This is a genomic window from Arthrobacter sp. GQ119 (genome assembly GCF_059759125.1).
Window position 1 is genome coordinate 34,294 of the sequence record NZ_JCAXEA010000026.1, and the last position, 22,122, is coordinate 56,415.

The 22,122-nt window shown below is 65.9% G+C and carries 21 protein-coding genes; 14 read left to right on the forward strand and 7 right to left on the reverse strand.

Going from position 1 to position 22,122, the window contains the following annotated elements; all coding sequences use genetic code 11:
• Positions 1-51 precede the first annotated feature (51 nt).
• The 13 genes from AC6CH3_RS20035 to AC6CH3_RS20095 all read left to right on the forward strand — a co-directional run bounded on the left by AC6CH3_RS20035 (position 52) and on the right by AC6CH3_RS20095 (position 14,200).
• A complete protein-coding gene (locus AC6CH3_RS20035) occupies positions 52-252 on the forward strand; it encodes a ubiquitin-like protein Pup (RefSeq protein WP_104138540.1) in 201 nt (66 codons plus the stop codon).
• Positions 253-336: 84 nt separating this feature from the next.
• Entirely contained in the window at positions 337-1,158 is an 822-nt protein-coding gene (prcB, locus tag AC6CH3_RS20040) for a proteasome subunit beta (protein ID WP_498134091.1), read from the forward strand.
• A gap of 1 nt (position 1,159) precedes the next feature.
• Entirely contained in the window at positions 1,160-1,867 is a 708-nt protein-coding gene (gene prcA / locus AC6CH3_RS20045) for a proteasome subunit alpha (RefSeq protein WP_498134092.1), read from the forward strand.
• A 1-nt stretch (position 1,868) separates the two neighbouring features.
• Positions 1,869-3,233: a Pup--protein ligase gene (gene pafA / locus AC6CH3_RS20050; protein ID WP_498134093.1), complete on the forward strand. Its 1,365-nt coding sequence runs from the start codon at positions 1,869-1,871 to the stop codon at positions 3,231-3,233.
• Positions 3,234-3,344: 111 nt separating this feature from the next.
• Positions 3,345-4,271, forward strand: a complete 927-nt coding sequence (locus AC6CH3_RS20055) for an FKBP-type peptidyl-prolyl cis-trans isomerase (protein ID WP_498134094.1) — start codon at positions 3,345-3,347, stop codon at positions 4,269-4,271.
• A gap of 41 nt (positions 4,272-4,312) precedes the next feature.
• Complete coding sequence (locus AC6CH3_RS20060) at positions 4,313-4,708, forward strand: FKBP-type peptidyl-prolyl cis-trans isomerase (RefSeq protein WP_205653293.1); 396 nt, start codon at positions 4,313-4,315, stop codon at positions 4,706-4,708.
• Positions 4,709-4,807: 99 nt separating this feature from the next.
• Positions 4,808-6,790, forward strand: coding sequence for a helix-turn-helix transcriptional regulator (locus tag AC6CH3_RS20065; protein ID WP_498134095.1), 1,983 nt, complete (start codon positions 4,808-4,810; stop codon positions 6,788-6,790).
• A gap of 10 nt (positions 6,791-6,800) precedes the next feature.
• Positions 6,801-7,160 (forward strand): hypothetical protein, encoded by a 360-nt coding sequence (locus AC6CH3_RS20070; RefSeq protein WP_498134096.1) that lies wholly within the window; start codon positions 6,801-6,803, stop codon positions 7,158-7,160.
• Positions 7,161-7,195: 35 nt separating this feature from the next.
• Positions 7,196-7,465 (forward strand): Sec-independent protein translocase subunit TatA, encoded by a 270-nt coding sequence (gene tatA / locus AC6CH3_RS20075; protein ID WP_400576299.1) that lies wholly within the window; start codon positions 7,196-7,198, stop codon positions 7,463-7,465.
• A 6-nt stretch (positions 7,466-7,471) separates the two neighbouring features.
• Positions 7,472-8,308 (forward strand): twin-arginine translocase subunit TatC, encoded by an 837-nt coding sequence (gene tatC / locus AC6CH3_RS20080; protein WP_498134097.1) that lies wholly within the window; start codon positions 7,472-7,474, stop codon positions 8,306-8,308.
• Positions 8,309-8,332: 24 nt separating this feature from the next.
• On the forward strand, positions 8,333-11,233 hold the full coding sequence (locus AC6CH3_RS20085) for a DEAD/DEAH box helicase (RefSeq protein WP_498134098.1): 2,901 nt from the start codon (positions 8,333-8,335) through the stop codon (positions 11,231-11,233).
• A gap of 44 nt (positions 11,234-11,277) precedes the next feature.
• Entirely contained in the window at positions 11,278-12,945 is a 1,668-nt protein-coding gene (locus tag AC6CH3_RS20090; RefSeq protein WP_498134099.1) for an amidohydrolase, read from the forward strand.
• 508 nt (positions 12,946-13,453) lie between these two features.
• Positions 13,454-14,200 carry a polyprenol monophosphomannose synthase gene (locus AC6CH3_RS20095; protein WP_498134100.1) on the forward strand — a complete coding sequence of 249 codons (747 nt, stop codon included), beginning with the start codon at positions 13,454-13,456 and terminating at the stop codon, positions 14,198-14,200.
• 73 nt (positions 14,201-14,273) lie between these two features.
• Here AC6CH3_RS20095 and AC6CH3_RS20100 read toward each other — a convergent pair whose 3' ends face one another.
• The 4 genes from AC6CH3_RS20100 to AC6CH3_RS20115 form a co-directional block, all read right to left on the reverse strand.
• Positions 14,274-14,621, reverse strand: coding sequence for an RNA polymerase-binding protein RbpA (locus tag AC6CH3_RS20100; protein WP_003802221.1), 348 nt, complete (start codon positions 14,619-14,621; stop codon positions 14,274-14,276).
• Between the two features lie 238 nt (positions 14,622-14,859).
• Positions 14,860-15,810 (reverse strand): SPFH domain-containing protein, encoded by a 951-nt coding sequence (locus AC6CH3_RS20105; protein WP_498134101.1) that lies wholly within the window; start codon positions 15,808-15,810, stop codon positions 14,860-14,862.
• Positions 15,811-15,912: 102 nt separating this feature from the next.
• Positions 15,913-16,374, reverse strand: a complete 462-nt coding sequence (locus tag AC6CH3_RS20110) for an NfeD family protein (RefSeq protein WP_498134102.1) — start codon at positions 16,372-16,374, stop codon at positions 15,913-15,915.
• Positions 16,375-16,495: 121 nt separating this feature from the next.
• Entirely contained in the window at positions 16,496-17,380 is an 885-nt protein-coding gene (locus AC6CH3_RS20115) for a putative RNA methyltransferase (protein ID WP_498134103.1), read from the reverse strand.
• Between the two features lie 138 nt (positions 17,381-17,518).
• On the opposite strand from AC6CH3_RS20115, the gene AC6CH3_RS20120 reads away from it, so the two are divergent.
• Positions 17,519-19,618, forward strand: coding sequence for a S9 family peptidase (locus tag AC6CH3_RS20120; protein ID WP_498134104.1), 2,100 nt, complete (start codon positions 17,519-17,521; stop codon positions 19,616-19,618).
• A 5-nt stretch (positions 19,619-19,623) separates the two neighbouring features.
• Here AC6CH3_RS20120 and AC6CH3_RS20125 read toward each other — a convergent pair whose 3' ends face one another.
• The 3 genes from AC6CH3_RS20125 to AC6CH3_RS20135 are packed head-to-tail and all read right to left on the reverse strand — an operon-like array spanning position 19,624 to position 22,120.
• Complete coding sequence (locus AC6CH3_RS20125) at positions 19,624-20,280, reverse strand: peptide deformylase (protein ID WP_498134105.1); 657 nt, start codon at positions 20,278-20,280, stop codon at positions 19,624-19,626.
• Between the two features lie 9 nt (positions 20,281-20,289).
• Positions 20,290-21,432 (reverse strand): FAD-dependent oxidoreductase, encoded by a 1,143-nt coding sequence (locus tag AC6CH3_RS20130; RefSeq protein ID WP_498134106.1) that lies wholly within the window; start codon positions 21,430-21,432, stop codon positions 20,290-20,292.
• A complete protein-coding gene (locus tag AC6CH3_RS20135) occupies positions 21,425-22,120 on the reverse strand; it encodes a class I SAM-dependent methyltransferase (protein ID WP_498134107.1) in 696 nt (231 codons plus the stop codon). Before AC6CH3_RS20135 ends, AC6CH3_RS20130 begins: the two co-directional genes overlap by 8 nt.
• Positions 22,121-22,122 lie beyond the last annotated feature (2 nt).

A 22,122-nucleotide genomic window follows, 5' to 3' on the forward strand; every position in this document is an offset into this window, starting at 1 on the left:
GCATACAGGATGTCCCATCGAAGACGGCGGGACCTGAAGAAGGAGATGAACATGGCAGGGCAGGAGCAACAGCAGCCGCAGCCACGCGACACCGAGGTTGAGGAAGAGGTCCCCGCGCCGCCCGCACCGGCAGAGGGACAGGCATCTGCATCCACACAGGGTGTCGATGACCTCCTGGACGAGATCGACGGCGTTTTGGAATCCAACGCCGAAGAGTTCGTCAGGGCGTTCGTGCAAAAGGGCGGACAGTAACCCGGCAGCCGCCCCACCCCGCACCGGGCACGGAAGCCTGAGGTACCGGACCGCCGCTGAATTTCACGTTGAAGGAGTGCACCAGTGCAGGAGACAACAGCCAACAAGGTAGCCGCCAACGCGACCTCATCGTTCACTGAGCATCTCCAACGCGACCGTCCGGAATTGCTTCCTTTCAACAGGCAGCTCGCAGGCAGTAGTCCAGCCGGCCAGCCCCTGCAGGTGCCGCACGCCACCACCATCGTGGCCATGACACACGCCGGCGGCGTCGTGATGGCCGGTGACCGCCGGGCCACGATGGGCAACATCATCGCCAGCCGCCATATCGAGAAGGTCTTTCCGGCGGACCAGTACTCGGTTCTCGGCATCGCCGGGACGGCCGGAATCGCTATCGATCTGACGCGGCTGTTCCAGGTTGAACTCGAACACTACGAAAAAATAGAAGGGACGCTGCTGAGCCTGGATGGCAAGGCCAACAGGCTCGGCGCAATGATCCGCGGAAACCTGCCCATGGCCATGCAGGGTCTCGCCGTCGTTCCCCTGTTCGCGGGGTTTGATACTGCGGCGGGACTGGGCAGGCTGTTCTCCTATGATGTGACCGGCGGACGGTACGAGGAGCAGGAGCATCACGCGGTGGGCTCCGGTTCCATGTTCGCCCGCGGCGCGCTGAAAAAGCTTTGGCGGCCAAACCTGACCGAAGACGAGGCAATCGCCGTGGCCGTCGAGTCCCTCTATGACGCGGCCGACGACGACTCCGCCACAGGCGGCCCCGACCCCGTCCGGCAGCTGTGGCCGGTGGTCTACACCGTCAACCGCGCGGGCGCCCGGCGCGTCGCTGAGCGGGAACTCGCGGACATCGCCGGCACCATCATCGAGTCCAGGGCTGCTGCCCGGCGGGAGGCCTGACATGACCCAGCAGTTTTATGTTTCCCCCGAGCAGCTGATGAAGGACCGTGCGGACTTCGCACGGAAAGGCATTGCCAGGGGACGGTCTGTGGTGGTGGTGAGCTGCGAGGACGGCATTGCCCTCGTGGCGGAAAACCCGTCACCGTCCCTTCACAAAATCGGTGAGATTTACGACAAAATCGCCTTCGCCGCCGTCGGCAAATACAACGAGTTTGAGAGCCTCCGCCAGGCAGGGGTGCGCTACGCGGATGTCCGCGGGTACTCCTATGACCGCGAGGATGTCACCGCCCGGGGGCTGGCAAGCGTCTACGCGCAGAGCCTGGGTGCCGTCTTCACCGCGGAGCAGAAGCCCTTTGAGGTGGAGCTGGCCGTGGCCGAGGTGGGCGCCTCCCAGGACCGGGACCATCTGTACCGCCTCACGTTTGACGGCTCCATCGCGGATGAACACGGCTTTATCGTGATGGGCGGGCAGGCCGACAGAGTCTCCGGAGCGGTGGAGACGGGGTGGCAGCGCGACCTGTCCTTTGCCGGGGCCATCCGGCTCGCCGTCAAAGGTCTCGCAACGGACAATGAGACGCCCGACCTTCCTGCGAAAGCCCTCGAAGTTGCGGTGCTGGACCGGGTGTCGGAAAGCAGCAGGGGCACTCGGCGCGCTTTCCGACGGCTGACGGACGCCGATGTCATGGACCTTCTGGCAGAGGAGAGCTGAGATGGATAAGAGAATATTCGGCATCGAGACCGAGTTCGGCATTTCATATTCGAGTCCGGACTCCCGCCCGCTGGCCCCCGAGGAAGTGGCACGGTACCTCTTCCGCAAGGTTGTCAGCTGGGGCCGGTCGTCCAACGTGTTCCTCACCAACGGTTCCCGCCTCTACCTGGACGTCGGCTCACATCCGGAGTACGCCACAGCCGAATGCGACGACCTCGCGCAGCTGATCGCCCACGACCGCGCCGGAGAACTTATCCTGGACGACCTCGTGGACGAGGCCCAGTCCCGGCTCGCGGCCGAAGGTTTCAACGGCACGGTTTACCTGTTCAAGAACAACACCGATTCCGCCGGCAACTCCTACGGCAGCCATGAGAACTACCTGATTCCCCGGCGCGGCGAATTCACCAGGCTCGCGGAAATACTCATCCCGTTCCTGGTCACCCGCCAGCTCATTGCCGGCGCCGGCAAGATCCTCAAGACACCGCACGGCGCAACCTATGCCTTCTCCCAGCGCGCGGACCATATCTGGGAAGGCGTCTCGTCGGCCACCACGCGGTCACGCCCGATCATCAACACCCGCGACGAACCGCATGCCGACGCGGAGTTCTACCGCAGGCTCCACGTTATCGTCGGGGATTCGAACATGTCCGAAACCACCGCCCTGCTCAAAGTCGGCACGGTTGACCTGATCCTGCGGATGATCGAGGCCGGTGTCATCATGCGTGACATGCGCATGGAGAACCCGATCCGAAGCATCCGCGAGATTTCACATGACCTGAGCGGGCGTGCCCTGGTCCGGCTCGCCAACGGCCGCCAGCTGACAGCGCTGGAAATCCAGCAGGAGTACCTGAACAAGGTCACCGCTTTCGTGCAGGAGAACGGCGCGCACAATCCGCACGTCCCGTTGATCCTGGATCTGTGGGGCAGGACCCTGAGAGCCATTGAAAGCGGCGACACGAGCACCATCGACACCGAGGTCGACTGGGCCATCAAGAAGAAGCTTATGGACGGCTACCGGAACCGGCACGGTCTGGGGCTTGACGCCCCCCGCATTGCCCAGCTGGATCTGACCTACCATGACATTTCCCGCAGCCGTGGCCTCTTCTACCTTCTGCAGTCGCGCGGGGCCGTCCGCCGCGTCACCGAGGAGACGTCCGTCAAGGACGCCGTGGACGCGCCGCCGCAGACCACCCGGGCGAAACTGCGCGGTGACTTTGTCCGGCGGGCGCAGGAACTGGGACGGGACTACACCGTGGACTGGGTCCATTTGAAGCTTAATGACCGCGCGCACCAGACCATCCTGTGCAAGGACCCCTTCCGCAGCGTCGACGAGCGTGTGGATGCGCTTCTTGACTCTATGGGCTGATATTCAGGTTCAGGCGTTACTCTGGAATAGGCCGTTTTGCGGTCGCGACTGCTTTGCCGGGCGCATTCCACGCCCCGGCAGCATCCATCTTGCCCCGACGAAAGTTCTTAAGTGCGCCGACTATTAGCAATTCTCATTCCCGGACTGCTGCTGCTGACCGCCTGTGGCGGAGAGCCTGCAGCCCCGGAGCCGACCAGCCAGTCCGCGGGTGAGACAGCAAAGCTGGACTCCCTGAAGCTGACTGAAAACGGAGACAAGAAGGCTCCCACGGTCGAATTTACGAAGCCCCTGGATGTCACCGAGCCCACTGTGAAGGTGGTGACTGAAGGCAGCGGAGACCGGGTTAAGGCCAACCAGGTCGCCGAGGTCTCCGTCCTGGCACTGAACGGCAAAGACGGTGCCACCCTTGATGACAGCTTCCCCAAGGATCCGCAGCCCGTTGAGCTGAACGACGAGCTCAAAACCCAGAGCCCGATCATCTACAACGCCTTCGTGGGCGCGAAGATCGGTTCGCACCTGGCCCTGGCAGCCCCGGGACAGGCAGCGGCGCAGGGCGGAGAAGCGCAGCCGTCGCAGCTCCTCATCATCAAGGTGCTTTCCGCCAAGGACGCGCCGAAGGTGCTGGACAAGCCTGAAGGTGACAGTGTCACCCCGCCGGCCGACCTGCCGAAGGTCACCGAAAAGGACGGCGTGCCTGAGCTGGACGTCAAGGGCGTCGCAGCCCCCAAGGAGCTCATCGCCCAGGACCTGATCAAGGGCAAGGGTCCCGAGGTCAAGGCGACGGATACCCTGACGGTTAACTACGTGGGCGTCGCCCTCGCCAGCGGCAAGAAGTTCGACTCGAGCTTCGACCGCAAGGAGAAGGCCACCTTCCCGCTGAACAACGTCATCAAGGGCTGGACCCAGGGCCTGACCGGCAAGACCGTCGGTTCCCGCGTGCTCCTCGTCATCCCCAAGGCCCTCGCCTACGGTGACGCCGGCCAGGGCGAAGCCAAGGGCGACCTCGTGTTCGTCGTCGACATTCTCGGCGCCAAGTAAGTTTTCCCGAGCAGTTCACCTACTTAGCAGAAGGAGCAACCATGTCATTTGGTCAGCGAAACCTCGACCGCCAGAAGCCGGAAATTGACTTCCCTGAGGGCCCCGTCCCCACGGAACTGGTCATCACGGACCTCATCGAAGGCGACGGTCCCGAAGCCAAGGCCGGCGACACCGTCTCCACCCACTACGTCGGCGTTGCCTGGTCCACCGGCGAGGAGTTCGACGCTTCCTGGGGCCGCGGCGCGCCGCTGGACTTCAGGGTCGGAGTCGGCCAGGTCATCCAGGGCTGGGACCAGGGTCTGCTGGGCATGAAGGTCGGCGGCCGCCGCCGGCTTGAGATTCCTTCGGAACTCGCTTACGGCTCACGCGGTGCCGGCGGAGCCATCGGCCCGAACGAGGCCCTGATCTTCGTTGTGGATCTCGTGGGCGTCCGCTAATCCCCACCAGCCGAAGGCGCGGTAACAATCGGAAGGAATTTCCGCTTTGTTGCCGCGCTTTGGCATTTTTCCGAGCACAGCTTTAGTAACGTAGCCAGAGTGTCCGCGCAACGAACTGAACGTCTGCTGAACCTCCTGATCGCCCTCCTGAACTCCAGATACGGGATGAGGCGCAGCGAGCTTCGGGACAAGATCTATGACAGTGCGGCGAGCGACGCGGCCTTTGGCCGGATGTTTGAGCGGGACAAGAACGACCTCCGGGATTTCGGCTTCGACGTCGAAACGGTGACCGACCTCGGATGGAGTTCGGACGATCCCGCGACCACGCGCTACCGGATCGGCAAGGAGTCGAACCGTCTGCCGGACGTGGAGCTCACCCGTGACGAATGGACGGTCCTGCTGCTGGCCTCCCAGCTGTGGGAGCAGGCCGCCCTTGGCCCCGCCGCCACCAACGCCATGCGCAAGCTGCAGGCCTCGGGCAGCCTGGCGGACGTTGCCTTGCCTGCCGGTGTGCAGCCCAGGATCAAGCCGGCCGGCCAGGCCTTTGAGGACCTCGTGGCGGCCATGCACGCCCAGCACCCGGTCCGGTTCCGCTACCTTGCCGGAAGCACCGGCAAGGAAGAGGAGCGCGTGGTTGAGCCTTGGGGCCTGGGCAGCCGGTTCGGCCAGTGGTATCTGGTGGGCTATGACCGTGGCCGCGGAGCGGAGCGGTTCTTCCGGCTCTCACGATTCACGTCCGCGGTATCGGTGCTGGCCAAGGAAACCTTCACGCCGCCCACCGGCTTCAATGTCCGCGCCGAACTGGACAGCCTCCCGGAACTCCCGCTCCGGTCCGCCGTCGTCGATGTCCGAAGCGACCGCCTGCTGGGGCTGCGGAAACGGGCCGAGCCGGCCGCCGCTGGAACAGCGGGCGGAAGGCCCGACGACGGGTGGGACCGGCTGGCGGTTTCCTATCGGGACGCCGAGCTGCTTGGCGAGGAACTTGCCTCTTACGGGCCGAACGCCAGGGTGGTGGGGCCTGAAGAGCTTGTCACCGCCGTGCGGCGCCGGCTGGAAGGCGCGGCTATGTTCCAGGCAGAGCCAGTGCCTTCATACGCCTTCTCCGGCGCTGCCTGGGGGAAGCGCGCCCGCAAACGCACCTCGGAGGACCAGCTCAAGCGCATGCTCCAACTGGTGCCCTTCCTGGTGCACAACCAGGGTCTCCATATCCAGGACGTGGCGGACCAGTTCGGCATCACGCGGCAGGAACTTGAAAGCGACCTGCTGATCCTCATCTGTTCCGGACTCCCACAGGGCTATCCCGATGAACTGCTGGACATCCAATGGGAGGACGACCACGTGTTCATCACCCAGTCGCTGGAGCTCAACAGGCCGGTCAGGTTCACCGTGGACGAAGCCTGTGCACTGCTGACGGGCCTGGAGACCCTCAACGGCCTGCCCGGCCTGACCGAAGGAGGCACCCTGGAGTCCGTCACCCTAAAGCTCATGGCGGCGGCGGGGGAGGAGGGGCTCCGGGCAGGCGCGTTGTCCCCGGAGGTGAGCCCCGGCAACACGGCCAATCTGGAGATGATCCGGCAGGCGATCGTGTCCGGCCGGCAGCTTCACCTTGTCTACCTGTCGGCGCAAAAGGATTCCCGGTCTGAGCGGGACGTCGACCCTCTCCGGCTCTACTCCATGGACAACACCTGGTACTTCGAGGCGTACTGCCACTCGGCGAAAGGGCTGAGGAACTTCAGGCTGGACCGCATCGAGGACCTCAGCCCAAACGGGCGGCCCGTTTCGACGCCGGAACTGCCCGACGGCGGGTTCCCCGCCAAGCTCTTCACCCCGAACGACGACGACACCCTGGTGAGCGTTCAGCTCACCGCCCAGGGCGCCGGGCTGGCGGACGACTACTACGCGGAACGGACGGCCGCCCTGCCCGGCGGTGGCATCGTGGCCGAGATTCGGTTCGGCAGCACGTCATGGCTGCCCATGTTCGTGGCGCAGCACGGCGGTGCGGTACGGATCCTCGAACCTGCCGCGCTGGCCGACGCGTCCCGCGAGTGGATCGAAGCGGCCCTGGCCCAGTACGCCCGCTAGACTACAAAGCATGCCTTGGTGGACATGGATCCTGATCTGGATTGCGCTGATAGCGCTTTCCCTGCTGTTCTATCTTCTGCTGGGCATCCAACTGTTCCGGAAATTCATGACAACGGTAAAGGAACTTGGCGCCGCTGGCGACAAGCTGGGCCACCTGCCGGCCCCCGGCCCCGCGGCAGGCACAGCGGACGACGAGCCGGCGGCGCCGGACATCCTGCCCGGAGCCGCTGTCTTTGCCTCACCGCGGCAGATGCGCCATGATTACCACGCATCCAAGGCGGCCAGAGTGGAGATCCGGCGCCAGCGCAGGATCCGGCGCAAGGCGGAGCGGGGACAGCCCCAGGCCTTGCGCGACATCGAATTGGGATAAACGTAGGATGTACTTAAACGAAAGGACCACCCGCCATGAGGCTTGAAGGCTGGCATCTCATCATTATCATCGTTCTGGCGTTGGTGCTTTTCGCAGCACCAAAGCTCCCTGGCATGGCCCGCAGCCTGGGCCAGTCGATGCGCATCTTTAAGTCGGAAGTCCGCGAAATGAAGAAGGACGACACGGCTGATGCGAAGGACGGTTCCGGTCCTGTTGAAGGCAAAGTCGTGAACCACCCGCGCTCCACCACCCCGGACAGCAATCCGTCTGAGGGTAACGAAACCCAGCCGCCTAACCGCGCCTAAGTACACATGGCAGTAACCATGGGTCGTCGATCCAATCCTGAGGGTCGGATGGCGTTGCTCGACCATCTGAAAGAACTCAGGAACCGGCTTTTCAAGTCCGCCATCGCGGTAGTCCTTGCCACAGTCGCAGGGTTCCTGGTCTACCAGCCGATGCTTGCTGCCCTGATCAAGCCCATCCGCGACCTCAATGAGAGCGAGGGCCGCCAGGCGACGCTGAACTTTGACGGCGTGGCTAGTTCATTCGACCTCATGATCCAGGTGTCGGTATTCCTGGGCGTGATCATCGCCAGCCCAGTGTGGCTTTATCAGCTGTGGGCCTTCATCGTGCCCGGCCTCCACAAGAAGGAGCGGCGCCTGGCGCTGTCGTTCGTCGCCGCGGCCGTGCCCCTCTTCGTCGGCGGCGTCACGCTGGCGTGGCTCGTCCTGCCTAATGCCGTCCGGGTCCTGACGGATTTCACGCCGTCCGGCGGCTCCAACTTCATCAGCGCCCAGGTCTATCTGTCGTTTGTGCTCCGGCTGCTGCTGGCGTTCGGCATCGCCTTCCTGCTGCCGGTGGTTCTGTTCGGACTGAACCTCGCCGGGATCCTCCGCGGCGAACAGCTCGTAAAGAGCTGGCGCATCACAGTGTTTCTCGTGTGCCTGTTCGCCGCGATGGCAGCGCCGGGGGGCGACGCGATGAGCATGTTCTATCTGGCGGGACCCATGCTTGCCCTGTTCTTCGCCGCAATCGGACTCTGCGTCCTCAACGACCGCCGGCGCGACCGCCGGGCTGCCCGGCGCGAAGCTGAGACCGAGGCCACGGCCGATATCGCAACCCCGGGCAGCGAACTGAAGAATCTCTAGCGTCCGCCCGGCTAGGCTTGAGGCATGTCCACATCACCGGATTCTATGTCGCCAGCCGAACGATACAGGGCCAGCGCCGAACGCACGGCGGAATCCAAAACCCACCTCGGAGCGTTCACGCGCACGCTTGCCTTTGAACTGGACGATTTTCAGCGCCACGCCTGCCGTTCGCTGCAGGACGGCCGGGGCGTCCTGGTGGCCGCGCCCACCGGCGCCGGCAAGACCATTGTGGGCGAGTTTGCCATCTACCTTGCCCTGCAACGCGGGCTGAAGGCCTTCTATACGACTCCCATCAAGGCACTGAGCAACCAAAAGTACACCGAGCTGGCCGACAAGTATGGTGCGGACAATGTTGGGCTGCTGACCGGCGACACCAGCATCAACGGCAATGCGCCCGTGGTGGTGATGACCACCGAGGTGCTCAGGAACATGCTGTACGCCGATTCCGCTACCCTGGACGACCTCGGCTTCGTGGTCATGGACGAGGTCCACTACCTGGCCGACCGCTTCCGGGGTGCCGTCTGGGAGGAAGTTATCATCCATCTCCCCAGCGAAGTCCAGGTGGCCTCATTGAGCGCCACCGTCTCCAACGCCGAGGAATTCGGTGCATGGCTGGACACCGTCAGGGGCGACACCGATGTCATCGTGTCCGAGCACCGTCCCGTACCGCTGTATCAGCACGTGATGGTGGGCAGGGAAATCGTCGACCTGTTTGCCGGAGAAACCACCTTCGATGAAATAGCTCCCGCAGGCAATCCCGCCACCGTCTCTGCCGTGCCCGCAGCGCCGTCCCCCGACGACGCGGATCGGCGTGGCTTCGAAGTCAACCCTGAGCTGCTGAGGCTTTCCAGGGAGGAAAGCACGCTGAACTTCCAGGGCCGCTTCGGCCATGGCGGCCGCAGCCAGCGGCGGCAGCAGCGCCAGCGCAACGGCGACAGGCCCCAGCAGGAGATCAGATCTGCCGTGCGCAGGGCCAGCAGGCCGCAGGTGATAGCCAGCCTGGACCGGCAGGACCTGCTGCCCGCCATCACCTTCATCTTCTCCCGGGCCGGCTGCGACGCGGCGGTGACCCAGTGTGTATCGGCCGGCCTGTGGCTCACCACCGAGAAGGAACAGCGGGTCATCGCCCAGCGCGTCGACGAGGCAGGGCAGGACATCCCGTCCGACGATCTTGAAGTGCTCGGGTTTTGGAACTGGCGCGACGGGCTGCTGCGGGGCATCGCCGCCCACCACGCCGGGATGCTGCCCACCTTCAAGGAAGTCGTCGAAAAGCTCTTTGCCGACGGCCTGGTCAAGGCTGTCTTCGCCACCGAAACCCTGGCCCTCGGCATCAACATGCCGGCACGCTGCGTGGTCCTTGAAAAACTCGACAAGTTCAACGGTGAAGCGCATGTGGACATCACGGCAGGCGAATACACCCAGCTCACCGGCCGGGCAGGCCGGCGCGGCATCGATGTCGAAGGCCACGCCGTGGTCTTGTGGCAGCCGGGTACCGATCCGGCGGCAGTCGCCGGCCTCGCGTCCCGGCGGACGTATCCGCTGAACTCCAGCTTCCGGCCCACCTACAACATGAGCATCAACCTCCTGGCGCAGTTTGGCCGGACAAGGGCCCGGGAAATCCTTGAATCCTCGTTCGCCCAGTTCCAGGCTGACCGCTCAGTGGTGGGCCTGGCCAAGCAGGTGCGCAGCCGGGAGGAATCGCTGGCCGGGTACGCCAAGTCCATGACCTGCCACCTCGGCGACTTCACCGAGTACGCCCGGCTCCGGCGCGAACTCTCCGACGCCGAAAACTTCACCTCGCGCACCAAGTCCAGGGCGCGGAAGTCGCTCAACGAGGATTCACTCAGCCGCCTCCTGCCTGGCGATGTGGTGGACGTCCCGGCCGGCCGTGCCCCCGGGTACGCGGTGGTACTGAGCTCGGACCACAGCTCTCGCGAACCGCGGCCCGCCGTGCTCACCGTCGAAAACCAACTGCGCCGAATCGGGATCGACGACCTTGAAGGACCCATCTCCCCGCTGACCCGGATCAGGATCCCCAAGTCCTTCAACGCCAAGGTCCCCAAATCCCGGCGTGATCTGGCCTCGTCCGTCCGCAATGCGCTGCGGGAGAACCGTCCGCCCGCTCCGGGCAACCCGCGCAACACCGACTTCGGGCTCGGCGCCGGCTCTCCTAATCAGGAAAAGAAGATCGCCGAGCTTCGGCGTGCCTTGCGCGCGCACCCCTGCCACGGCTGCAGCGAACGCGAGGACCACGCCCGCTGGTCCGAACGATGGTGGAAACTGCGCAAGGAAACGGACGGGCTGGTCCGGCAGATCCAGGGCCGGACCAACACGATCGCCAAGACCTTCGACCGTGTCTGTGATGTGCTCTCTGCCTATGGCTACCTGGAGTCACCGGAACCGGGGCAGCACAGAATCAGCGCTGACGGGCAGCGTCTGCGCCGCATCTACGGCGAAAAGGACCTGCTGATTTCACAGGCCCTGCGCCAGGGCGCCTTTGACGACCTCGACGCCGCTGAGGTGGCCGCCCTCGCCAGCGTGCTGGTGTACCAGGCCAAGCGTGAGGATCGCGGCCTGCGTCCCCGCATGCCCAGTGTTTCGCTGGAAACAGCAGTGGACATCGTGGTCCGCGAATGGTCGGCCCTGGAGGACGTGGAAGAGCAGAACAAGCTCCCCCTGACCGGCGAGCCGGAACTGGGTCTGGTCTGGCCCATCTACAAGTGGGCCCGCGGCCGGCACCTCCAGGAAGTGCTCAGTGGTACGGACCTGGCCGCCGGCGACTTCGTCCGTTGGGTCAAACAGGTCATTGACCTGCTCGACCAGCTGGCCCAGATCCCCGGGCTGGATCCACGCCTCGCCAGGCTGTGCAGCCAGGCCATCAAGATTGTCCGGCGCGGCGTCGTCGCCTATTCCACCGTCGTCTAGGCCGCGGCCTGACACGAACCAGCAGCAAGGAGTTCCACCCCCTCATGACCGACGCAACCACCAGCGGCAAGACCGGTGCCGGCAGAGCCGGAGTCACGCTGTACCGCAACGGCTCCGTCTACACCGCCGCTGACCCCTTTGCCACGGCCATCCTCGTCGACGGTGACACCGTCGCATGGGTGGGGTCGGAGCAGGCGGCGGCGTCGATCGCGGACGGCACCATGAACGTCGTCGACCTCCACGGAGCGCTCGTGGCGCCTGGCTTCGTCGATTCGCACGTCCACCTGACGGAAACCGGAATTGCGCTGGAATCGCTGCAGCTGGGCGGAGTCCGTTCCGCGGGACAACTCCTTGACGCTGTTGCGGATGCTGCCGCGGCTGGCGGGGATGGTCCCATCCTGGGCCACGGCTGGGACGAATCGCGGTGGGCAGACCCCACTCTGCCGGGGCCAGGAGAGCTGGACAGGGCAGCCGGCGGCCGGCCGGTTTACCTTTCCCGGGCGGACGCCCACTCCGCCCTCATATCCTCATCCCTCGCCACTGCGGCGCGGGTCGAAGGGCTGGACGGCTTCGCCGCCGGCGGCCAAGTCAGGCGCCAGGCGCACGCCACGGCCCGGCGGGCGGCCCGCAGCCTGCCGGCAGACACGCTCCAGGCGTACCAGCGCCGCGCCCTGGACGAGGCAGCAGCGAACGGTTACGTCGCGGTAGCGGAAATGGGCGCCCCCCATATCGGAAGCGTGCTTGACCTGCGGCTGGCCGCGGGCTGGAACGATTACTCCGGCGCGGAATTGCCAGAGGTCCTGCCCTACTGGGGGCAGCTGACGGCGACGGCTGCAGAGGCCGAGGCGCTGCTCAGCGAGCTTGGTGTTCCTGTCCGCGGCCTGGCCGGCGACCTCAACATTGACGGCTCCATCGGTTCACGCACGGCCTCGCTCCGGGAACCATACGCTGATGCACCGGGGGAGAGGGGGACGGCCTATCTCTCCACGGACGAGGCAGCGGCACACCTCGCGGCCTGTTCGCTCCTCGGCATCCAGGGCGGCTTCCACGTGATCGGCGACGCCGGACTGGACGCCGCGCTGGACGCCCTGGAGCAAGCCGCCGCCGAAGTGGGGGAGCAACGCATCCGTGCCGCCGGGCACCGCTTCGAACACGTCGAAATGGCCGACGCCGAAGCAATCGCCAGGCTCGCGAAGTATTCCGTGACCGTCAGCGCGCAGCCGGGCTTCGACGCCGCCTGGGGAGGTCCGGGACAGATGTATGAACAACGCCTGGGCTCCAGGAGCCGGAACATGAATCCGTTCGCGTCCTTGTACTCGGCAGGCGTTCCCGTCTGCTTCGGCAGCGACAGCCCGGTGACGCCGCTGCGGCCCTGGGCCGCCATGAAGGCGTGCCTGGAGCACAACAGCCATGAACAGCGCATTTCCGCACGGGCGGCCTTCCTTGGCCACACGCGGGCGGGTTGGCGCGCTGCCAGGCACGCCAACCCGATGGCGGGGCAGCTGGTGCCGGGTGCGCCCGCCACCTTTGCGGTCTGGGAGGTCGACGAGCTCATGGTCCAGGTCGCCGACGGCAGGGTGCAGTCCTGGAGCACCGACCCGCGGGCCCGAACGCCCCTGCTGCCCGCCCTGGACACGGGCACCGCTCCGCGTTGCCTCCAGACCGTGCGGAACGGCCGGGAACTGTTTTCGGCTGGGGCCTTCCGCTCCTGACGGCGCCGTCGGACGCCGCAACAAACGGCGGCGCAGCTTCTCATTTGCCCCGCGCAGCCCCGCGAAAACCGGTCTTTGACCTGCGGCGATGCACGTAGCGGCAGGTCAGGTGGCGGTTGACAGGTCAGGGGCCGTCCGTAGCATTGAGGATCAACGGACGGATGCAATTGGACCGGTGTCTGTCTGGCCACTCCCGAGTCATTCGGAGCGCGGACGCCATCTGGCCATGTGCGGTGGTGGCATTCCGTGGGCGGGTCCATGGCGCAACAGAAAACAGTTCCCCTACCGGCACCGCGTAATCCGGAACTGGCCCGAGGCGCCTGGACCCGCCCGTGGCGTGCCCGGCCATCTCCGCGGCGCCAGCAGACGGCCGTCCGGGCAGCCGGGACCATTTCGGAAAACCGGGCCGCGAAACGTCCCTATAATGGAGAGTTGCGCTTTGCGAGTCGGGCGGTCCCGCCTCACTCCACGCGTGCTGACCGCTCCCATCCAGGAAAGGCCTCTCCCTGTGCGTGTCCTCACCATCATTCCCACCTACAACGAGCTGGAGTCGCTCCCCATAACGCTGGGTCGCCTGCGTTCGGCGGTGCCGGACTCGGACGTCCTCGTTGTGGACGACAACAGCCCGGACGGGACCGGGCAGCTGGCGGACAGCATCGCTGCCGAAGACAGCCAGGTTCACGTCCTGCACCGCAAGGGCAAGGAAGGGCTTGGTGCCGCGTACATCGCCGGCTTCAAGTGGGGACTCGCGGCCGGGTACGACGTCCTGGTCGAAATGGACGCCGACGGATCCCACCAGCCCGAGCAGCTTCCCCAGCTGCTGGACGCCGTGGAACAGGGGGCCGACCTCGCCATGGGCTCCCGCTGGGTGCGCGGCGGCAGCGTCGTGAACTGGCCGCTGTACCGGCAGGCAATTTCGCGCATCGGCAGCACCTACTCCCGGATCATGCTCGGCGTCAAGATCAAGGACGTGACGGGCGGCTACCGCGCCTTCCGCCGCACCACGCTGGAGAAGCTGAACCTGGACCAGATCGAGTCAGTCGGCTATGGCTTTCAGGTGGACCTGGCCTGGCGCGTCGCCAAGATGGGCCTGACGATTGTGGAGCGCCCCATCACCTTCGTGGAGCGCGAACTCGGCGCCTCGAAGATGAGCGGGAACATCGTGGTCGAAGCCATGCTCAACGTGACGAAGTGGGGCCTCACGGCCCGCTGGAACAAGCTGACCGGCAGGAAGCCTGCAGCCGGCCGGGAGTAGCCGCCGGCCAAAGCAAGGCCGGGCCCGCTGCACTGTGCAGCGGGCCCGGCCTTTTGTTTGCGGTTTGGGCTGGCTAGGCTGAGCGCCTCTCGCCACGACGTTCACGCAGAATGGTGAGGCGGTCTTCGAGGATCTGCTCAAGCTCTGGCAGCGACCGGCGTTCCAGCAGCATGTCCCAGTGTGTGCGGACAGCCTTTTCATTGCTGGTGTCGGGGCGTTCGCCATCAACGAGCAGCGCTTCCTTGCCGGTCTTGGAAACCCAGACAGGGGGAATTTCGGCTTCGGAGGAGAAGGTTACAAAAACCTGCTCGCCGTCCTCGCACCGGTACTCAACCCGCTGACGCGGAGCCGGCTCCACACCGGACTCGGTCTCCATGCTTTGGGCGCCAAGACGCATGCCCCGCAGGCTGCGATCGCTCATGATTTCTCCCTCTGGTCGGTTCGCGGAGCGGACTCCGCGCTAGCCGGAGGTTTCAAAGCAGCCTCCGGACTACGTTGTGCTCTACGTAGCATCACTAAATGCAACGCTTTGCCAAGCAATGTTGTTCCGGACGGAGTGATCCGGCCGGACAAATATCCCATTATACGGAATCACAGGTCCGGCGGCAATGCGGCAAAGGGAGGCGCGCCCACGGCGCACCTCCCTTTGCGTCAGCGTCCTAGGGCTGCGGCTGCTTTTCGGTGTCCTCGGACGGTCCGAACAGGTCCCCGGACCGCGGATCGGGATTGGTTCCGCCCAGCGCGTTGCCGATTCCCTTGAGCGCCTCGCCCACCTCGCTGGGGATGATCCACAGCTTGTTCGAAGAGCCCTCCGCGAGCTTGGGCAGCGTCTGGAGGTACTGGTAGGCCAGGAGCTTCTGGTCCGGATTGCCCTTGTGAATGGCGTCAAACACCTTTTGGATGGCCTGCGACTCACCGTCCGCGCGGAGAATGGCAGCCTTGGCGTCGCCCTCAGCCTTGAGGATGGCCGCCTGCCGCTGGCCTTCCGCCGTCAGAATGGCCGACTGCTTGGTTCCCTCGGCCGTGAGGATGGCGGCACGCCGGTCACGCTCGGCCCTCATCTGCTTCTCCATCGAATCCTGGATGGAGTGCGGCGGGTCGATCGCCTTCAGCTCCACGCGTGAAACGCGGATGCCCCAGCGCCCTGTGGCTTCGTCCAGCACGCCGCGGAGCTGGCCGTTGATCTGGTCACGGGATGTCAGTGCCTCTTCCAGGTTAAGTCCGCCAACCACGTTACGGAGCGTGGTGGTGGTCAGCTGCTCCACGGCCTGGATGTAATTGGCGATTTCGTACGTCGCCGCGCGGGGGTCGGTCACCTGGAAGTAGACCACCGTATCGATGGACACCACGAGGTTGTCCTCGGTAATAACGGGCTGCGGCGGGAACGAAACCACCTGCTCACGGAGGTCAAGCAACGGCAGCAGCCGGTCCACGAACGGGATCAGGAGGGTCAGGCCAGGATTGAGCGTCCGCTGGTACTTGCCCAGGCGCTCCACCACGCCGGCCCGGGCCTGTGGCACGATTCGCACTGCACGGACCAACACGATGATGACGAAAATAATCAGGACCACCATCACGAGAGTGACGGCGATTCCTCCTGGGTTATCCATACTTCTCCTTGTCCCCAACTTTCAGTGAAGCTGTACATGGCGGCTCAGCCGCCGGATCCACTGCAGCCGGAACGGCAGCAGCAGAAATCTAGACTGCCGGAACTACTGAACGGCGGATTCGGACTGAGGCGCCACGACCGCCGTCGCGCCTTCAATGGCAGCGACAACTACCCTCTGGCCCTCCGCAAGGACACCGGAATCGGAGCGTGCACTCCAGATATCGCCACCGATCTTCACCCGACCGCCGGTGGCGGTCACGGGTTCCATGACCAGTGCGGTCTCACCGATGAGCCGGTCAATGTTCGTTCGCTGTTCAGCCGGCCCTTTATGCAGGTGCTTCAGCGTGACGGGCCGCACGAAACCGATCATCAGCAGGGACACGACGCAGAAGACCACGATCTGCAGCCAGAAATCGGCGCCGGCAAAGTCCGCTACCACCGCCGCAAGTGCACCGCCGCCCAGCATGATGAAAAAGAGATCGAGGGTCAGCATCTCGACGGCGGCGAACACGAGGAAGACCGTGAGCCACAGTGCCCACCAGTTTTGGCCAAGCCATTCGAACATTCGATTCCCCCTTGATCCCGGGGGCTGCGAGGCAGACCCTCAGTGACTTTCTTCCATCCTAGACCGGTGGAGCGGCCCTGGGCAGGTGAGGGGCGCCCGGGACCAGAACGTGGCCAAGACGTTATTCGGCGGCTCCATCGCGGGGGAGGAAGACGCTGATGCGGAACCTGGCACTGACGGCGGTCACGGCCGGAAAGTCCGCCAGCCGCTTAGCCAGTGCAGCGCGGTCGGTGTGGTGGCCGGCCGGACCCATGAGGGCCAGATTGGCCACATCGGCGGGAGAGAGTTCCAGGCCAAGGTCCAGGTCCTGGGTGGACGACAGTTCAAAGTGGCCCGACAGCGAGCCGGCCAGCCGTTCGTCCTTGGCCGGCTCTATCCCGAGCATTCCGGCCTGGCTGGCGATCTCAGCGAGGTGGCCTGGCCGGGGCGTCACTACGACCAGCCGCCCCGACGGCCGAAGTACCCGGGCGAATTCGCCGGCGTTGCGGGGCGCGAAGACGACCGTCACGACGTCGACGGCGGCGTCCGCCAGCGGGATCGGCTGCCACACATCACCGACCAGGTTCACGGCCTCGGCGTTGAGCCGCGCGGCCCGGCGCAGGGCGAACTTTGAGATGTCCAGCCCGACGGCGGCCATGCCGTCCTCGTGCCCCGGAAGGTCAAGTATCGCGCGGAGGTAGTGGCCTGTGCCGGTCCCGGAATCGAGCACGGCCGGCTCCGGCCCCAGCAGCGCGGGCTCCGCCGCCGCGGCGACTGCCGCTGCCAGTAGGCGGTAGTGGCCGGCGTCGAGAAATGCCGTGCGGGCCGCCACCATCTCGGCGGTATCCGCCTCAAATGCGGTTCCTTTGCCGACCAGCAGGTTGAAGTAGCCCTGTTTGGCGGCGTCGAAGCTGTGTCCGTTGCCGCAGGCGAGTGCCTTGCTGCGGGTTTCCGGCGCGGATGCAGGCACAGGTGACAGCGGATCCCGGCATACCGGACAGAGCAGGGGTGGCAGGCGGAAAGGCATGCTGACAATCCTAGGGTGTGCCGGCCGGCCCTGACATGCTGGTGCGCGTCAGTTCTGGCGCCCGTCACTGCCGGCGCCCGCCGCGCCTTGGGTGAGAGGTGTTTCACACGCCTGCGGCGAGGCGCTAGGCTCACGTGGGTGAAGCCAGAACACCTGCCGCTGCTCAAATCCGTCTCCGCCCCTGCCGTCCACCCGGACGGTACGCGCGCCGTCGTCTCGGTGACCCGCCCCGATTTTGATGCCGATGACTACGTGGGCCAGCTATGGACCGTTCCGCAGGACCCCGAGAAACCGGCACGTCGGGTGACCCGCGGATACCGGGACATGGCGCCGGCTTTTTCGCCGGACGGCCGGGTCCTCGCCTTCCTCCGGACCGTGCCTGGCGGTAAGCCACAGCTGTATGTCGTGGAGGCGGCCGGCGGGGAACCCCAGGTGCTGACGGACCGGCCCCTGGGGGTATCGTCTTTCGCCTGGTCTCCTGATTCGCAGCGCCTCGTGTTTGGCTCGCGGCAGCCCGAGGCCGGCCGGTACGGCACCCTCGACGGTGTACCCGCCGGCGGTGAGGATGCGCGCTTCATCACGAGCTTCAAGTACCGGATGAACGGCGTGGGATACACGCAGGACAAGCCGCTCCAGCTGTTCGTCCTGGACGTTCCCGACCTGGGCGACGAGCCGAAGGTACAGCCTGCAGGACGTGCGGTAAAGGACAGCCAGGTCAGGAATACCGGAAGTGACTCCGGGGACAGCGACCCGTCCGGCGCCGCGGGTGGCCAGGCAGCAGGGGCCGCCGGCCTGCCGGAGACGAGGCAGCTCACCTCTGCAGCCACAGACCACACCGGTGAATCCTTCAGCAGCGACGGCCGGTGGGTGTACTTCGTGGCCGCGCTCCATGACGCGAGCGACGAGGATCTGGCCAGCGGGATCTACCGGGTCGCCGCCGGCGGCGGCGAGCCCGTGCCGGTGCAGGCGTCCAACACGGGGCCCCAGACTGTCAGTGGCGTCCGGGAGTCGCGGGACGGGAAGTGGCTGTTCTTCACCGCACAGGACCTGGGCGACTCCGGCCTGGATTTCGTCGCAAAAAACACGGTTCTGCACGTCATGCCGGCTTCAGGCGGAGAGGCACGGGCGCTCAGTGACGCAGAGAACATGGACGTCGCCGCGCCGGGCAGCCTCATCGGCCTGCGGGGCAAGGATGCAGCCCTGGTGCTGAACAACGCCCAGGGGACGGTGGAACTGCTCGAGTTCAGTGCCACCGGCAGCCATGCCCTCCTGGTTCACGGAGACAGGGTGGTTACCGGAGCCGGAGCAGCCGAGGAATCCTTGTTCATCAGCTTCTCGGACGCCGCGACCGCCGGCGATGTGGCCTGCCTCAACGACGGCCAGCTGCGGCTCCTGACTGATTTTTCGGCGGCCCTCCGGACGGAAGCCGGGATCATTGAGCCGCAGGCGCTGGTTGTCCCGTCCCCCGATGGCTACGAGGTCCACGGATGGGTGCTGATGCCGTCCGGGAAGGGCCCGCATCCGGTGCTGCTGAACATCCACGGGGGTCCGTTTTCGCAGTACACGGTGGCGCTCTTTGACGAGGCGCAGGTCTATGCGGAGGCCGGCTACGCGGTGGTGATGTGCAACCCCCGCGGCTCGTCAGGCTACGGCCAGGCTCATGGCAGGGCCATCAAGGAGCGGATGGGCACTGTGGACATGCAGGACGTGCTCGCTTTCCTGGAGGGCGCCCTGGAGAAGTTCTCTGCGCTGGACGCCGGGGCCCTGGGGATAATGGGTGGTTCCTACGGCGGGTACCTCACCGCCTGGACCATAAGCCAGGACCACCGTTTCAGGGCCGCGATCGTCGAGCGGGGCTTCCTGGATCCGGTCAGCTTTGCCGGCTCCTCCGACATCGGCTGGTTCTTCGGCGGCGAATACACTGGCACGTTGCCTGAGCAGGTGGCGGCTCAAAGCCCCATGGCCACCATCACCCAGGTGAGGACGCCCGCGCTGGTGATCCACAGCGAGGACGATCTACGCTGCCCGGTGGAGCAGGGTCAGCGGTACTTCACCGCCCTTAAGCTGCAGGGCGTCGACTCTGCCTTCCTGGTTTTCCCTGGCGAGAACCACGAGTTGTCCAGGTCAGGCACGCCGCACCACCGCCGCCAGCGGTTCGAAAACATCCTGGCGTGGTGGGCGCGGTACCTGCCGACGGCGGCCAACGGCGGCGGGCAGAATCCGGGCGCCGGGAACTAGCGGGGTTACGTCAGGAACCCCAGCTCCCGGCGTGCCCGGTCGATTCCCGGTTCAGTCCAGCGCGCCGCATATTCGCTGTTGGTGCTGAGGGACCGGAGCTCGGCCCTGTCGATGTACAGCGTTCCGTGCAGGTGGTCTGTTTCGTGCTGGACGATCCTCGCCTGCCAGCCGGTGAACTCCCGGGTCATGCTTTCTCCCGACGGCGTCTGATACTCGAGCCGGACGCTTTCCGGACGCTCCACCACGGCCTGCAGCCCGGAGAGGGACAGGCAGCCTTCGAAGAAGGCGGCTGTCCCGGACGACTGTGGGCTGTACGAGGGATTCAACATGGCGAAGAATTCGAGGGGCGTCCGGCTCCGTGCCGCCGCGGCATCCCTGTCGATGTCAAACTGGTCCTCGAGGACGGCGAGCTGCAGCGGAATCCCCAGTTGGGGCGCTGCCAGACCGACTCCGGGAGCCTCGTGCATGACCTTCCTCATCAGGCCGACCAGTTCGGACAGCTCCGTCGCGTTCAGTTGCCCCTCGAAGGGAGCGGAGCGCTGCCTCAGGACCGGGTGGCCGGCCTGGACGATGGGCGGCAGTGCGTCCATCGCCAGCAGTTCCTGCACGGTCTCCCGGATACGGGCAGGACTGTAGGACGTGGGCGGGGATGCGTGGCTCATGAAGCCAGCCTAACGGGGCAACTGCATGGTGAACCGCCTGGCCACCAGGGCATTAAGGGCCGGCACCGCAGCCGCCCGGGCGATGGCCGCGTTCCGTGCGCGAAGCCGGGCGCCGGACAGGGGCCTGCCCAGGGCCATGTTCACCTCGGCCTGGCGTTTCGCCCCAGCCGCCGCCCGTCGCCGTGAGGCATCGAACCGGCGAAGGTCGCTTCCGCATGGCCGCCCCCGCAGGGCGGCCATGATGACGGGCAGCAAGGATTCGGCATCCAGCCAGCCAAGGTTCATGCCCTGCCCGCCGATGGGGCTGATTTCGTGGGCTGCGTCCCCGATGAGGGCAGTTCTTCCGTCGACCATGCGGCTGGCCAGGCGTGAGCGGACTCCGAAGTTGCTCAGCATCGTGTTGGCGCCGGCGTCCACGGTGATGCCCGTCCGTTCTTTCACCAGGCCTGCCAGCAGGCGCGCGTCGGGACGGAGCGGCGGGCCGGACAGCCTCACCACCCAGCGGCGCACACCTCCCGGCAGGGGAAAGGACTCAACAATCCCGCCGGCTTCGAGGAACAGGGCAGCGTCCTCGCCGTATGGACTGGAATCAGGAAAATCACCCATCAGGTAGTGGTCCGGGTAGCGTGTCTCCAGGGCGCTCAGCCCCAGCAGCCGCCTCACCATCGAATTGGCGCCGTCGGCACCCACGGCAATCGCAGCGGACATCCGTTGCCGGGTCCCCGCGACGGTGGCGTCGACGGTCACCCGGGCGCCGTCGTCGTACATGTCCGTCACCTCAGCGCCGCGAAGCAGGGCCTTGCCGTCCAGCTCCAGCAGCCGGGCCTCAAGGACCGCCTCCGTAACGGGCTGGGGTACGGCCAGAACAAACGGAAAGCGGTCCGATACCGGCGCGAAGTGCATGTGAGCAATCTCCCGGCCGGCCCAGACGGCAAGGCCGCGGCGGATGCAGACCCCGCGGGCGACCAGGGGAGCCGAGGCGCCGACGCGGTCCAGTGCGGCAAGGGCCGGCGGATGGATTCCGATGGCCCTCGTGTGTGCGTTCCGGCCGGTGCGCTTTTCAAGGATCCGGACCTCTGCGCCTTCCTGCAGCAGCAGCGCGCCGAGGTACAGCCCCACGGGACCGCCGCCGACGATGAGGACGTCAGTCACGGTCGGCGTCCGGGCTGTGGGTGAGCACGCAGTGGAAGGGGGAGTGGCGTTCAGCCCGCCATCCCGCCGGAACGACGGCGGCAAGTTCCGCAACGGTGTAGCTGCGCCTGATGGAGGTCAGCCCGTCGCGGCGGATGTACGATCCGGTCATCGGCAGTGCGCCGGCGGCAAAAAGCGCGTAGGCGAGGGCGTTGCGCCGTAGGTCGTTGTGGACAGCCAGGCGCCGGGCTAGCTTCACGGAATCGGTGAGCAGGCCCTGGAGTTCGCCGTCGGTCAGGTGGTGCAGCACGTGGTTGGAAATCACGAAGTCGAAGGTCTCGCCGTCCGCGACGAGCTCTGCACTGGTGGCCTGCCGGAACCGCACCCCCTGCACGGGCATCCTGTGCTCGGCGAAACGGTATGCGCGGGGATCGGGGTCGATGCCCGTGATGTCGAGCCGGAAGCCGTCCCGGGCCGCCCAGTGGGCGAGCATCAGGGCCAGGTCCCCGCCGCCGCAGCCGATGTCCAGCAGCGTGGCCGGGACGGCAGGCGACAGCAGCGGCCTGAGCCTGCTGCGGTAGAGGCCCTGCCAGCCGGAAATGGCACGGTTGACCAGTGCGAACTGGCGATAGGTGCGGTCGAGGCGCTCCGGATCGCAGTCGGCCCGGTCCATGTCCTCAACAGCGTTGGCGTCTCGCGCGCCGAGCATGC

Excerpts from the sequence above, each read along its gene's own strand:
- tatC (WP_498134097.1), top strand. The coding sequence starts at position 7,472 with ATGGCAGTAACCATGGGTCGTCGATCCAATCCTGAGGGTCGGATGGCG.
- AC6CH3_RS20100 (WP_003802221.1), bottom strand. The coding sequence starts at position 14,621 with ATGAGCGATCGCAGCCTGCGGGGCATGCGTCTTGGCGCCCAAAGCATG.
- tatA (WP_400576299.1), top strand. The coding sequence starts at position 7,196 with ATGAGGCTTGAAGGCTGGCATCTCATCATTATCATCGTTCTGGCGTTG.
- AC6CH3_RS20035 (WP_104138540.1), top strand. The coding sequence starts at position 52 with ATGGCAGGGCAGGAGCAACAGCAGCCGCAGCCACGCGACACCGAGGTT.
- prcA (WP_498134092.1), top strand. The coding sequence starts at position 1,160 with ATGACCCAGCAGTTTTATGTTTCCCCCGAGCAGCTGATGAAGGACCGT.
- AC6CH3_RS20115 (WP_498134103.1), bottom strand. The coding sequence starts at position 17,380 with ATGCCTTTCCGCCTGCCACCCCTGCTCTGTCCGGTATGCCGGGATCCG.
- AC6CH3_RS20125 (WP_498134105.1), bottom strand. The coding sequence starts at position 20,280 with ATGAGCCACGCATCCCCGCCCACGTCCTACAGTCCTGCCCGTATCCGG.
- AC6CH3_RS20070 (WP_498134096.1), top strand. The coding sequence starts at position 6,801 with ATGCCTTGGTGGACATGGATCCTGATCTGGATTGCGCTGATAGCGCTT.
- AC6CH3_RS20060 (WP_205653293.1), top strand. The coding sequence starts at position 4,313 with ATGTCATTTGGTCAGCGAAACCTCGACCGCCAGAAGCCGGAAATTGAC.
- AC6CH3_RS20135 (WP_498134107.1), bottom strand. The coding sequence starts at position 22,120 with ATGCTCGGCGCGCGAGACGCCAACGCTGTTGAGGACATGGACCGGGCC.
- AC6CH3_RS20090 (WP_498134099.1), top strand. The coding sequence starts at position 11,278 with ATGACCGACGCAACCACCAGCGGCAAGACCGGTGCCGGCAGAGCCGGA.
- AC6CH3_RS20110 (WP_498134102.1), bottom strand. The coding sequence starts at position 16,374 with ATGTTCGAATGGCTTGGCCAAAACTGGTGGGCACTGTGGCTCACGGTC.
- AC6CH3_RS20105 (WP_498134101.1), bottom strand. The coding sequence starts at position 15,810 with ATGGATAACCCAGGAGGAATCGCCGTCACTCTCGTGATGGTGGTCCTG.
- AC6CH3_RS20085 (WP_498134098.1), top strand. The coding sequence starts at position 8,333 with ATGTCCACATCACCGGATTCTATGTCGCCAGCCGAACGATACAGGGCC.
- pafA (WP_498134093.1), top strand. The coding sequence starts at position 1,869 with ATGGATAAGAGAATATTCGGCATCGAGACCGAGTTCGGCATTTCATAT.